The sequence below is a fragment of the Streptomyces sp. NPDC056486 genome, assembly GCF_042795295.1.
Lineage (GTDB): Bacteria > Actinomycetota > Actinomycetes > Streptomycetales > Streptomycetaceae > Streptomyces.
The window spans coordinates 1-13,011 of sequence record NZ_JBHTSF010000097.1; the positions used below are offsets into that span (position 1 = coordinate 1).

Sequence of the window (13,011 nt, forward strand, 5' to 3'; positions counted from 1 at the left end):
CACGACGTTCTTCATCACCCTGCGGGTGCTGATAGCCCACACCGGCCACCACTGATCCCACTCTGGTTGGCCAGCAACCTGGTCCCTGCCATTTCTGACAGGGACCAGTTTGCTGGCCTTCAGTGACTGTTGAAGCGAATCGGGTAGGACACCGTCGGCGAGGGCCGCTTCGGTTCTCCCAGGCCGGAAAATGCACCGGGTAGACACCCGTCTGGTGCGGCTGGGGACGCCCGGCACCAGGACCCGTGGTCCCGCCGTTGGGGAGCAGGGAACCGACGCCGAGCACCACCGCGCACGTCGACTGAGAGCGTCATCTGCCGGCGCGCCCCCGGCGGCCAGCGCGTGTGGGCAGCAACGACTGTGCCGTCCCCATTCGCATGTGCTCTCACCCGCACGAGCGGCATGCACCCCTCAGCTCCCCCAGGACTGCTCGGCGCTGTCGGCACCGAGCACTAATGTCGGCGCGGTGACGAGCACATGGTTCGGGGACCCTGGTGATCCCGGCAGCTGCCGGATATGCGACGAGTTCATCTACAAGGGCGAGCGGTACAGCAAGACTTTGTGCCTGGAGTGCGGCCCGGCCGTGGCCCAGGCGCGGCGCTTCCGGCTCTCTTTAGCACGCGTCAATGCGATCCTGCGCATCCAAGACGACTACTGCGCGATATGCGGCGACAGTCCGGGAGACAGTGCGGCCGACGGCCCAATCTGGTGGCAGGTCGATCACGACCACTCGTGCTGCACCGGCTGTCCGAAGTGTGTGCGCGGACTGCTATGCCTGCCTTGCAACGTGAGGCTTGGCCACTACGAGGACCAGTTGCGGCGCGGCCGCCTGGATGGGTGGCGCGTGCAGAACGTCGACGATTATCTCAAGAACCCACCAGCACAAAGCACCGAGGTGCGCAAGCTCCATCCTGACGACGAAGGATGGGCGCGCGTCAGGTACACGGCCTTCACATGGCGAACCCTCACCTGGAAGAGGCAGGACTAAAGCCTCACGTCCTTCTTGTAATCGGCAGTGGCGAGAACAGCCGCAGACTGCTCCTCGGGCTAGCGCTCGTGCAGCTCAGAGCCAGGCGAGGCCGCGGGTCACAGACTGGACTTCGCCGTCCTGGCGCTCGCGGCGACGGGCCAGGTCAGCTTCACGGCCGGGTACGGGGCCAGGAACGGTGCACCTCGCTTGCCTGTTGGTGGCCACCGTTACGATCAACATGTGTCCATAGAGGTGATCACTTCCAGCGTCACGGCAGCTGTCGCCCTTATCGGCGTACCTGCGGTCTATCTGCAGGCCCGCGCGGCTCGCCTCTCGGCAGTCGCCGCAGGCCGAGCGCAACTCGAGCACGCGCGGCGGACCAGCCAGCACGCGGCGTGCGTTGAAGTGTTGGCTACCGCAGACGAGTTGAAGCGGTCATGCGATATCAGCAGCAGCGCCGCATCATGGCTGGGCATGATCTACGAAGACCAAGCGGATGACAATGAGTCGGTCAGGGCGCGGGCCGCCGCTGGGCGGCAGGAAGCGGAGCAGCGACAGGACGAAGCATTTGATCACGCCTTCGAGGCGTATGAGCGTCTACGCAAGGCGGTGGCACGCCTGGAACTGGAAGGGCCAGATCGGCTCATAGCGCCGGCGGCTCGGTTGGCCGACATGGGGGACCTGCTTCAGCTACCTGGTGGGACCCCCACGTTTGACGAGGATGAGCCCGTCTGGGTAACCGAGCACGATCAGCGGCCTTTTACGTGGGTCATGAGTCAGTTCCAACAAGCTCGCACCGAGTTTGTTCAAGGCACTCGTACCTACTTCAACAGCGTCTGACGGCGGAGCGCTAGAACGTACGTCCGGTCAGGAAGTGCGCCGGCGAGTGATGGTGGTCGGTCTCCTCAGCGAGCGCGCAGCGGGGGGTGCCCCTGGAGCGTGGGCAAAGAAGTGCAGGCCGTGGTGCGAGGTTTTCGCGTACATCGTGTGCCCGCACTCGACGCAGGAGAGAGAGGCTGGTGGGCTCTCCAGATGGCGGCCCAGTCGTGCCCGCAACCGAGATCTGCCAGGTGGGGGAAGACGGTTCCCCAATGTGCGTGCAGTGCCCTGAACGCCATCACCCCTCCTGCTGCCCTCAACGACTCCGGTATGTAAGGCGTCGATGACACCGGTATCGGTGGAGAGGACGCCCCTCGGCCGCGGACTGGCCCGCCGCAGTGGTCCCAGGAGATTCCCACCGCGGTTCGAGGTGGCCACGTCCTACGCCGTCATCTAGCGCGCACGCCGTCGACAGTCGGCGCAGGCATGCGCGGACCCTGGGCCGTATCGATGAATCGGTGTGCCGCAGCCGGCACAGGGACCGACCTGCCAGATGCGACAACCGCAGCGCCGAGATGCTTCGGCGCGCTGCTCGGGGCTGACGTTGAGGCGCTGAGGTTGGTGGGGGATACGGAAGATCCGCTGAGGAACCTCGGGGAAGGTGTGCAGGCCGGATGCGTCAGCGTGGTCGCGGCGCGGTCGCCGGTCGTCGAAGACCCGGGTGTCCTCACCGTAGCGGCAGGTGGTGTCGAGATCTTCCTCGGTGAACGTCAGAGTCGCCTGCATCGGCGGTTCCGCGTCCGGAAGTGCCTCGTCCTCGTCGATGATGTTGCGCCAGCGGTCCCGGTCGGCTGCCGGGGCCCACAGCCGGGTCGACGCCCGGGGGTTGTGCTGACCAGGGATCTTCATGGGCACGAAGTCGCCCTCGGCGCTCGCTGCGACGAGGGCATCGACCCCAGTGTGCGGCTTGGGCGGCAGACAGAGCGCCGGCAAGCTCCAGGCGACGTGCAGTCCACCGCACGAACTGCCGTTGAGGGGGCAGGGTCTCTGGGCGGCCGGCGTGCAGGCCCAGTCCTGTAAATGTCGCACCCCGCCGCGTACGAGCATGGCGCGGTCGGAGGCAATGGCCCGCCAGGGAAGGTCATCCACGCGTACCCACGGCGCCCGGTCGATCAGCGCCGCCCGGTCATCGTTCGTTACCCATAAGGGCATGATCCCGCGGTCTGCAGCGGCAGTTGAACGCCGTCGAACGGTCGATGCCGTGATCGGCGAGTATTGGGCCTCCCATCCGATATGCCCTGCGCTGCCTGACACCAGGACATCATTGCGTATCTTGCCGTCCGTGCTGCGGGCTTCAATCTGCGCGGAAAGGCCGTGACGGTGCGCGGCACGCGCGATCCGCTCCTTGAGCGCCTTGTGCTTGTCGCTTTCATCGGCTGTTGGTTTGGTGCGTACCGGCAGATGCGCGGCCACCAGGGTCGTGACCCCGTCGACAGTGCGCCGACGGATCGTCATCCACGGAGAACGGTCTTCCTCCTCGGCCCGGCAGATGCCGGTGCCGTGATGCTGCAGACACTGCAGCAACTCGCGGTCGCGCTGCTCGATCGGCAGAGTGATCTCGTCCAGCAGCTCAGGGCGGTCCGGGTGTCCGAGGTCCGCATGCGTCAACTCGATCTTGATGTGATAGCCGGTGTGCCACACGCCGTTTGCCATAACTCAACAGGTTAGGAACCATCACTGACAATGCACCAGATCGCGTAATCACTACGACTTTTCCGGCCGATCATGGTTGTGGGACGTCAACGCGCCAGTTTGAGGCGTGCCGTCTCTGCCGCATGGGACGCGGCTTCGATCAGCCCAAGTTCCCCGGCGAGCGTTCCCACGAAGGCATCGACCACCTCGATCGCACGGCCCTCTATGGTGTCGGGCTCTGTGGAGTACGCCGCGAACTCTCCTGCACCCATGGTCGCCATGGCGGGTCGACGGGCCTGGTAGTCAGCCCACTCCGGCCTGAAGACGGCGCGCACCCTGTCGAGCTCGGTCTCGTCGATCTCCTCGTGCCGGAGGAGGCGGATTGCTTGCTCGCGGCCCTTCCACACGGCGATGCGGTGCTGGACGGGGACAGGCCCGAAGGGGCCAGGAAGGGCTCGTTCGATCCTCGGTTTACCCGGATGGCCGATCCACGGCGAGGTCAACTCCGTGAGAACCGCCGTCAGCCTGGCGATGTCGATCCGCCCAGTGCGCTCGCCCTCCTCGAGGACGAGCAGGGCGGCGCGCCGTTGCTTGAGGGTGGCTGAGGGGTGGGCAAGTTGCTCGACGATGGCGCGGACGTTCTCGCCGCGCCGGACGGCGGTCGCCTGGCCGGCAGCGCGCGCATGGGTACGCCAGGCTCGCCGAGCCTGAGAGGTGAGCACGATCGAGTCGTCGATCAGCCACAGGTACAACACGACGCGGACCAGGGAGCGTTGCGGGATACGTCCCAACGGAGAGCGCTCCCGCGCCTCAAGAAGTCGGGTGAACAACTCGCGTTGCTCGGGCGGAAAGACTCGCGGATCGCTGCCATGCGCGCTGGTCTTGCGCGGCTCGGGGCTGGCAAGCAGGCCGTCCTCGACCCAGGAGATCACCATCCTCGGACTTGCTTTCACGCCCAGCGCGACCGCGTCCGCAACCAGATCGGCTGAGGTTCCCTCGACCCACGTGGTGGTCCGATTCCCTTTCACGGCGCCGAACTTACATCGAGATTCGAGCTCCGGAAGCTGCATTGAGCGCACGTCCGCCATAAGGCTTGGGGCCAGCAGAAAACGCGCCCCCGCACCGTGGCTCTGCCAGGAACACGCGGTGCGGGGGCAGTTGACCCATCCCCTGATTGGAGACCGTCATGTCCCACCGTACGCAGCGTCCCGTCCCGAAGAGGCGACGCGCACGCCGCCCACTTATCCAGGGCCTCGGGCAGGCAGCGTGCTACGCCGCTGCTGCCACGCTGGCCGGCGGCCTGGTTCGCGAGCTGCTCCAACTGGCCCACATGTCCACCACCTCGTGCTGACCTGAACACCAGAGAGATGCCGCGTCCGGGCCTGCCGGGCACGGCATCTCTCTGGCAGCCCGGATACGAGTAGAGGACTGCAGCTTCGTGGCGAGGAGACACGGAGCGCGTACTCCACAGCACATGGCATTTCCGGCGTAGCGGGGTCTGGTGGGCTACTGGGGGTAGAACTCGGTGATGCGATAGGGCTGTTGCTGATAGTGGATGCGGAAGCCTATGCCCACTCCTCGGACAGGTCATCTACGACGATCAGCCGTGGGTCGGTGCGTGCGGTGGGACGGTGCAGGGGCATGGCTACGGGTACGAGGCACTCGCCGAACAGGGACTGGGCGTGGAATGCCGGGGCGGTCACCATGCGTCCTACGAGCGGACCGGTTGGATGGCACTCGGCGGGCAGCTGGTGCCGGAGACCGCCGAGTTCAATGGTGACGGTGCGATGACGCGGGCGGGGGAATAGGTACAGGTTCATCGCGCTACGGCCCGGTCGCTGGTGGAAGTGAGGCCGTAGCGCATCCAGGACCGGAGCGCGGCGGCGGTGTGGATCCGTCCAGTGCCCGTGGCCCGATGACCGTTGAAGTCCCAGCCGGTGACCACCAGGAAGGTGCCGTGACCGGTACGGAGATCGAGCGCGAGATTGAGGAGGACGGGCCGCTTGGCCACGGCGAAACCCTGCCAGGCCCGCTCCCAACGCAACAACGTGCCGAACTGCGGGTCGTCCCAGACCATCAGGCGTTGCGCGCGATGAGCGTCACGGCAGTCCAGGATCCACAGGTCGGCGTGGGCCTCTCGGCCGGCGACTTCAGCGTCTGGCAGTGGGCGGGCCTGCACTTCAGCCCGCTTGCCGCAACGCAGTTGACAGTCGGCGCGGCGGTTGCCGAGGGGAATCTCGGTGGCCACGCCCCATCCCTTGATCTCCTTGTGCCACGCGGACTCGGTCACAGGGCGCCCGCGTAGCGCAGCAGTTCGGCGTCGTCCTCGTCCAGGCCCAGGGCCTGCGGCCCGACCTCGGCGATCAGGTCCGCGACGGTGAAGATGCCCGGGAGGTTGTCGATGCCGGCGACCAGGCGGTCGTAGCGTTTGACCAGGGTGAGGATGCGGTTTCCGCGAGCCCGGTGCCTCTTTGCTCCTTGGGTGGACTCTTTGGCCTGCTGATCGAGCCGGTCGGCCTCCCTGAAGTCGCGTTCGGCAAGAGGGGGCAGGACCTCGATGATGCGGTCGAGGTCCTGCAGTACGAGCTGCCGGGCGGTCTTCTCCGTCAGTTCGCCGCCCTCGCCGAGGACGACCTTCGCGACGACCTGGTCGTCGGTGGCGCCAGCCCGTGGGCCGGGAACGCTCGCGTCGTCCGGGGCGGTGGGGGTGGTTCCGCAGTTGACGCCCTGGAGGGTGGGTTCGGTGTGCGTAGGGCCGGGCGGTCCGGCTAGGGCAGCGAGTCGGATCTCTTTTGTGACCTTGTTGAAGGAGGTGGTGCACATCGTCTTGACCGCGCGGTCGAACACCGCGTGGTAGTCAGCGGACAGAACTTTGATCTTCGATCGGACGGTCCCCTGGAGCCGGGCGAACTGCTCGCTCTCGTTCCCGCCGGCGAGAATGCAGCGGAGGGCTTCACGGTCGAGGACGTCGCGCACGGTGTTGGAGTAGCGGCCAGTTGCACTGGGCATGGGTTTCTACTTTCCTGTCAAGAGTCGGATGGGGCGGGGACGCTGCTGCAAGACCCGGTCGGCCCAGGAACTGACCGAGTCGCGGATGGACTCGACGGACTCCCACACGTCGGGGTCGTTCACGTCCACGAAGTCCTCGGGGCCGAGGAGCAAGATCTCCCTGGCTTTGTGGACCAGTCCGAAGTAGCGGATGGTCCAGTCCGCGTGAGGGGCGCGTTCCTCACGGCCGACGAGCTCGTCGAGCAGGGCTTCGTCCGCACTGGGGGCCGGTCGCATCTGTGCGCGGACGTAGCGCGCGACGTCCTGGTCCTTCAGGACTTCCCGCACGGTCGGTTCCCGCAGCACGGCCAGCACTGCCGCCGGACTCTTGGTCAGCTCGGCCAGGACGGCCTCGCGGACCTCTTCCCGGTCGAGCTGGGCCACGATCTCGGCGGGAGGCTCAGTCCCGCCCGCCAGGCCCAGTGCCAGGCGGAACTGTGACGCATCCAGTGAAACGGGCCACCCCGCCCGCTCGGCACTGCTGAGCCGTTCGGTCAGCAACTGGATTCGGCGCGCCCGCTCTTGGGCGTCGGTGACGCAAGCGGTGGTCACGCACTTCCACGGGACATGAGTGGCGGAGGCGAGCAGCCGTTCGCGAAGTGCGGTTCCGGCCAGGCGTGTCACCCGCAGGTACGTCTCCAGTGTCTCCGTCGCGTACCCGAGCTGCTGGGCCAGCCGTTTCAGGGCGGCGGCTTCGCCCGGCGGTGCACTGTCGGTGATCTCGGCACAGACGTCACCGAGACCGAAGCGGGCCGCGAGCTGTGCCCGGGACGCCCGGATGTCCGTCTCTGCGAAGGTCCTCGCGCGTCTGAGCTGATCCTCGGTGTAGCCGGGATCGCTGGTCCCGGCTGGCTCGATCCATACGTTCTCCATGGCCGGGGACCGTAGGCGGCCCCGGCCGCCGTGCACGCGGCCTGTCCCCGGATCGGACCAGGCGAAATGCCTGCGACCACGAATCCTGCCGAACCGTGTGCTAAGCGCTGGACCGGTGACGCGGCCGTTTGACTGGCCGTGCCGCATGCCTTGAATCTGCACGTCGTCGTAGTCGGATTTGCAGTGAGGCGTACAAGATGAGCACCGGAGCGAGCTTTCCCCTGGGCCGGGATTACCCGTCAATTCCCGAAGCAGATCTGCCGGAGGGCCTGTTGGCCCTCTTCGACCTCACCGAGTCCGAGGTCGAGCTGACCCTGGCCAAACGCGGGCCGCAGAACCGCTTGGGCTTCGCTATCCAGCTCACCTGCCTACGGGTCCTTGGCCGGTTTCCCAAACCGCAGGAGATCGCTTCTTTGCCGCGGCCGGTCGTAGAACACGTGGCGGCCCAGCTCGACATCAGCGACGGCCTGGCAGTCCTGAGTATGTACGGCACGCACGACGGGCTGACGCGGCGTCATGCACAGGAGATCAGGTCGGCCTGTCGCTGGAAGCCGTACGACAAGGGTGAGGCAGCGCTGACGAGCATGCTGGTGTCGCGCGCCACGTACACGGAGGAGGGCGTCAGGGCGCTCCTGCGGCGCGCAGTCGCCTGGCTGCGGGTGGAGCGTGTCGAGTTGCCCAGCGAGCGCGCCCTCACCGATCTGGTCCGAACGGTACGAGGGGAAGCCGACCAGAAGATGTGGCAGGCGCTCCTGGCCCCGTACGCGGACCGGCTATCCGAACTCGATGGCCTGACCGCAGTCCCGGACGGCGAGCGAAAGTCACAGCTGGCTGAACTGCAGCGCGGGCCGGGCAAGCCAGCCTGGGCGAACCTCGAGCGCGCCTTCGAGCGGAACAACGCGGTGCAGTTGCTGAGGCTGCCTCCCGTGGACCCCCGGGTCTTCTCCCCGCGACGCCTGGCACATCTCGCCCGGTTCGCCGCGAACCATGAGGCGCAGAGGGCGAAGCGACGCGCCGCGACGGTGGCCGCAGTTGGCCGCCTGACCGAGACCGCCGCGGACGATGCGGTCGACATGCTGGTGCACCTGATCGCCAACGACCTCATCGGAAGGGCGCGACGCAAGACCGACAAGGAGCGATCGGCGAGCTTCCCCGACCTGGCCTACGCCGCCGCCGTCATGAGAGAGGTAGGCAAAGACCTGCTTGCCGCGCGACACGGACAGGTAGACACCGCCACGGGCGAGATCATCCCGCCTGTGGCAGACACCATGACGCTGGGCGAATTCCTCAACCAGCGTGAGGACCTCGCCGCGTTCGAGGCAGCGGTCACGGTGGCCGGCGAACTGGCGCCGGCGATGGGATCGGACTCGGACGAGGCACGCCGCGCCAAAATGATCGAACGGATCGATCTCCTCAAGACATACCTGCCGCACATCGTCCAAGGGCTGGCGTATCGGCCTGGCACGCCGGAAGCCAGCCGAGTCCTGGATGCGCTGTGGTCGTTGACCGAGCTGATCGATCACCCCGCCATCAGCCGTGCCGAGGCCGATGAGAGCCTGTTGACCGGGTCCTGGAAAGAACTCGCTCTCCGCGCGCCGCACCTGGCGCCCGACACGGTCGACACCGCCGCCTACGCCTTCTGCGTGGTGGAGCGGTTCTATTCCCGCCTCATGCGGCGCGAAATCTTCGTTGAAGGCGCATCGAAGTGGGGCAACCCGCAAGCGGGCTTGCCATCGCCGGCGGAGTGGGTGGCGCTGCGGGCCTCGGTAGCGAAGAGCCTGGGGCTTCCACTGGACGCGGCCGACCACCTGAAGCGACTTGGCCACGAACTCCACACCAAGACCCATGCGATCGCCCAGCGCCTGCCGAAAGATCGTCAGATCCAAATCGGTGACGGCGGCCGGCTCGTCCTGTCCACCGCGCCTCTTCCGCCAGACCCCCGGCTACGCAAGGTGACCACGGAACTTACGGGCTGGTTGCCCAAGGGCGACCTTCCCCAACTCATCCTGGAAGTTCTCACGTGGACCCGGGGCACCGAGGTGTTCACCACACCAAGCGGCGAGCCCCCACGTCAAAGCAACTTCGATATCACCCTGTCCGCCGCCCTGGTCGCCCTGGGCTGCAACGTCGGTGTGGAGGCCGTCGCCGGCAACGTCCCCGCACTAGACAGGAGGCACATCACCTACGTCATCGACAACTTCCTGCGACCTGATCGTCTGGAAGCGCTGAACAACCGTCTGCTGGCACGGCAGTCACAGCTGATGGTCGCCGCGGCGTGGAACGGCGGCCACATGGCATCCGTGGAGGGCCAGCGCATGGTCGCGCCACCGAGCGCCATCCAGGCCCGCCCATCTTCCCACGGCGCCGCCCACGTCACCCATCTCGCGCTTTTGTCGGGTCAGGCCATGGGGCTCACGAACGATGTCGTTGCCGGATCCGTTCACACCTGCTTGCACGTGCTCGATGTCCTCAATGACCGCCGCACCAGCGCCCTCAAGGCGACCAGCCCCCGGAGTCAGAACCCTGATCACAACCCGCAGAAGATCGTCGCAGAGGGCGGCCCGCACCAAGAGATCATCTTCGGCCTGCTCGCGCTCTCCGGCTACATCTACACCCCCACAGCCGCCGACGTCACCGACATGACCCTCGCCCGCATGGACACCGCCTCCGGCGAGGACTACGGCCCCCTGCAGCACGCCACCCGCAACCAGATCGACACCGTGCTCATCGAACGGCACTGGGACGAGATGCTCCGTCTCGTCGGAGCGGTCCACCTCGGCCGCGTGCGATCCGCAGACGCGATCCGCATGGTGGTCCGTAACGGCACCCCCACGTCCTTGGGTAAGGCCCTCGCCCACTACGGGAAGATCTTCAAGACCGCACACATCCTGGACCTCATCGACAATCCCGATTACCGCCGTCAGATCGAAACGCAGAGCAGCCGCCACGCCCAACGCCACGAGCTGGCCGCGAAGATCTACCACGGCACCGAAGACCGCCTCCACCGCTACCAGACCGGAATGGAGGAACAACTCAGTGCACTCGGGCTGATCGTCAATATGGTCGTACTCTTCAACACCGCCTACATCGACTTGTTCCTCGCGAAGAAGACCAGCCACCTAAGGCCCGTTCCCGACGAAGTCGTCCGGAGCCTGTCTCCCTTCCTCTATCGGCACATCCACATGAAGGGCCGCTACGCCTTCGAGATGCCCGAACTCTCCGATAGCTCCATGCGGGCCGTGGAGGAGCTGGACGACGGACCTGACGGCATGACAGGCGACGGCACCAACGCCAGCTGACCTACGGCACCCCACCTCGGCTCGGTGACAACAGGCAGCGGTTGCGCCGTCAGCTTCCGGCCGCTTCACATCAACCCGAGCTCGGATGGGACAGCTGAGGTCCCATCTGACCTGCGCCGATAGGTGCTATCGCACGGTTCAGCAATATTCGACGTCGCAGCCTGAGCCAGCCTATCGGGCAGGTCGAGGAAGCCGTCGGGGCCACCGGCGGCTGGAAGTCGGTGGTCTGCGCGAGCGCGTCGTCCTCACCCTTCGTGCCACAGGCAACGCTTGGAGATCTGTCCGACCGACAGGTTGGAAGGACCGCGTGCAGTGTGGTCAGAACAGATCCGTGGCGTACCGCCCTGAACCGGCGAGAGCGCACGCTGCCGTCCACGGTCCGGGCGCACGCGACGCGGGCGACGAAGGTCGTTAGCCGCAGAGCGTCGCCCGTGGCGGCACGGCGAGATGAGGCAGTTGTATTCGGTGGACTGCCGTACGCGCTTCAGTTAGTCGTTTTCACCTGCGTGGCCTGGCGCCGATGTTTCGGCCAAGGCTTGAATGAATCCTTGAATTACGTCTAAGACGTGGCGAGGTAGCGAATCATCCCCTCATAAAGGCCCGGGGCAGCGGTCCGGGCCTTTACGTGTGCAGTCGCCTCCCGCGATATTGCCCGGCCCTCGTGCAAGGGGCGTCGGTGTGGATCGCGGGAGGGGAATCGATGGAGCAGGCGCTTAGAAGGCACGTTCTCTATCCACTGAGCTACGGGGGCTGACCTGCGAAAACGCAGTCTTCCGGGCGCTTGTCCCGCGATCTTGTGGGACGTATGTGGGATCTGGCATTCCTTGGGAGCTGTGGGACGAGGGGTTCCTCGCGGCAGACCGAAAGTAGCCTCTCACACCATCTTCACACTCCCGAAGCCCCTCGCGGAAACAATCCTGACCCGACTCGGCGTTGGTGATCTCCGAGTCTAAGCGTTGTCCCGTAACCCCTCGAGGCTGAGGGTCATGCTGCGTCAGGGTCAGTGCCGATGGCACCGACCGAGCTGAGCGAACGCCCAAGGTCTCCGGTGAGGATGCGTGGGTGTCGATGCCACCACCACAGGTCAGGGCCGGGCAGCCGGTGGAACTGGTCAAGTGCTTGGCCGTCGTCGTCGACGGTCGCGGCCCTGTATCGGTCGTCCAGAGCTCTGATCGACGGGGTCCAGAGCTGGACGATGTGTTCGTCCAGCAGGAGCCATGCCTCGTGTAGCCAGTTCCGGCAGTAGAGGTCATTGGTGTACTCGTAGATGTCGTCGCCGTAGCCGCGCTCGATGATGCTCACCAGGGCAGCCCACGCGTTCACCCCTTCAGTGACTGTGAACGCCGCCCGCCAGCCACGCTGGTGCAACAGCTCTCCCACCTCGGTCTCAGTAGCCACGGGCGGAGGATCTCACGCGGAAGCCGTCCGGGCGATCGAGTTACGTCCGGCCAGAGGCTGCGAGTCCTGAAGCATGATCCAGGTGAGACGATCTCGCCGTGGCTGGTGTGATCACGGCGTCGGAGCCCTCCTGGATAGCCCCGTTCACCGGACTGAGCCCACGACAGTTCACGAAACTCGTGACGGCGTTGCGGCGGGAGGGCGCCGACCCGGTGAGCAGGGGTCGGCCCTGGGGCCTGCCGCTGGAAGACAGATTCCTGCTGGTGGCCGCGTACTGGCGGACGAACCTCACCCTGCGGCAGTTGGCCCCGTTGTTCGGGGTCTCCAAATCCGCCGCGGACCGAATCATCGCCCACCTGGGGCCGTTGCTTGCCCTGCGGCCTCGCACGAGGTTCCGGAAGGTCACGGTGCTGATCGTCGACGGCACCCTGGTCCCCACCCGGGACCACGCCATCGCCGAGCAGTCGAAGAACTACAGGTACTCCACCAACCACCAGGTCGTCATCGATGCCGACACTCGCCTTGTCGTGGTGGTCGGCCGGCCCCTGCCGGGCAATCGAAACGACTGCAAGGCGTGGGAAGAGTCCGGCGCGAAGGCCGCTGTCGGCAAGACGATGGCCGTCGCCGACGGCGGCTATCCGGGCACCGGGCTCGTGATGCCCCACCGGCGCCGCAAGGGCGAGGAGTTGCCCGGCTGGAAGCGGGCTCATAACAAGTCCCACAAACAAGTTCGCGCCCGCGTCGAGCACGTCTTCGCCCGCATGAAGACCTGGAAGATTCTCCGAGACTGCCGCCTCAAAGGCGACGGCGTCCACCACGCCATGCTCGGCATCGCACGGATGCACAACCTTGCCCTCGCCGGATAGACCATCCGACACACAGCAGCCCGCCATGCCCGACGACATGCGGAGA

At 66.2% G+C, this 13,011-nt stretch carries 11 protein-coding genes; 4 read left to right on the forward strand and 7 right to left on the reverse strand.

Annotated elements, in window-relative coordinates; genetic code table 11:
• Positions 1-466 precede the first annotated feature (466 nt).
• Positions 467-988, forward strand: coding sequence for an endonuclease domain-containing protein (locus ACFQ7F_RS30430; protein WP_383277066.1), 522 nt, complete (start codon positions 467-469; stop codon positions 986-988).
• Positions 989-1,210: 222 nt separating this feature from the next.
• Complete coding sequence (locus ACFQ7F_RS30435; RefSeq protein ID WP_383277069.1) at positions 1,211-1,810, forward strand: hypothetical protein; 600 nt, start codon at positions 1,211-1,213, stop codon at positions 1,808-1,810.
• A gap of 432 nt (positions 1,811-2,242) precedes the next feature.
• Here the strand turns inward: ACFQ7F_RS30435 and ACFQ7F_RS30440 are convergent, their stop codons facing one another.
• From ACFQ7F_RS30440 to ACFQ7F_RS30465, 6 genes are all read right to left on the reverse strand, one after another.
• Positions 2,243-3,502 (reverse strand): hypothetical protein, encoded by a 1,260-nt coding sequence (locus ACFQ7F_RS30440; RefSeq protein WP_383277072.1) that lies wholly within the window; start codon positions 3,500-3,502, stop codon positions 2,243-2,245.
• Between the two features lie 86 nt (positions 3,503-3,588).
• Positions 3,589-4,551 carry a hypothetical protein gene (locus ACFQ7F_RS30445; protein WP_383277075.1) on the reverse strand — a complete coding sequence of 321 codons (963 nt, stop codon included), beginning with the start codon at positions 4,549-4,551 and terminating at the stop codon, positions 3,589-3,591.
• A 495-nt stretch (positions 4,552-5,046) separates the two neighbouring features.
• The gene (locus ACFQ7F_RS30450) at positions 5,047-5,301 is read right to left on the reverse strand and encodes a hypothetical protein (RefSeq protein WP_383277078.1); all 255 of its coding nucleotides are present in this window, start codon (positions 5,299-5,301) and stop codon (positions 5,047-5,049) included.
• Positions 5,298-5,771 (reverse strand): hypothetical protein, encoded by a 474-nt coding sequence (locus tag ACFQ7F_RS30455; RefSeq protein ID WP_383277081.1) that lies wholly within the window; start codon positions 5,769-5,771, stop codon positions 5,298-5,300. Before ACFQ7F_RS30455 ends, ACFQ7F_RS30450 begins: the two co-directional genes overlap by 4 nt.
• Entirely contained in the window at positions 5,768-6,490 is a 723-nt protein-coding gene (locus ACFQ7F_RS30460) for a hypothetical protein (RefSeq protein ID WP_383277084.1), read from the reverse strand. Before ACFQ7F_RS30460 ends, ACFQ7F_RS30455 begins: the two co-directional genes overlap by 4 nt.
• A gap of 6 nt (positions 6,491-6,496) precedes the next feature.
• The gene (locus ACFQ7F_RS30465) at positions 6,497-7,402 is read right to left on the reverse strand and encodes a hypothetical protein (RefSeq protein WP_383277087.1); all 906 of its coding nucleotides are present in this window, start codon (positions 7,400-7,402) and stop codon (positions 6,497-6,499) included.
• A gap of 197 nt (positions 7,403-7,599) precedes the next feature.
• Between ACFQ7F_RS30465 and ACFQ7F_RS30470 the strand changes: the two genes are divergently transcribed.
• Complete coding sequence (locus ACFQ7F_RS30470) at positions 7,600-10,701, forward strand: Tn3 family transposase (protein WP_383277090.1); 3,102 nt, start codon at positions 7,600-7,602, stop codon at positions 10,699-10,701.
• A gap of 984 nt (positions 10,702-11,685) precedes the next feature.
• Here the strand turns inward: ACFQ7F_RS30470 and ACFQ7F_RS30475 are convergent.
• Positions 11,686-12,099, reverse strand: coding sequence for a hypothetical protein (locus ACFQ7F_RS30475; protein ID WP_383277093.1), 414 nt, complete (start codon positions 12,097-12,099; stop codon positions 11,686-11,688).
• 98 nt (positions 12,100-12,197) lie between these two features.
• Between ACFQ7F_RS30475 and ACFQ7F_RS30480 the strand changes: the two genes are divergently transcribed.
• Positions 12,198-12,965 (forward strand): transposase, encoded by a 768-nt coding sequence (locus tag ACFQ7F_RS30480; RefSeq protein ID WP_383277096.1) that lies wholly within the window; start codon positions 12,198-12,200, stop codon positions 12,963-12,965.
• Positions 12,966-13,011: the final 46 nt, after the last annotated feature.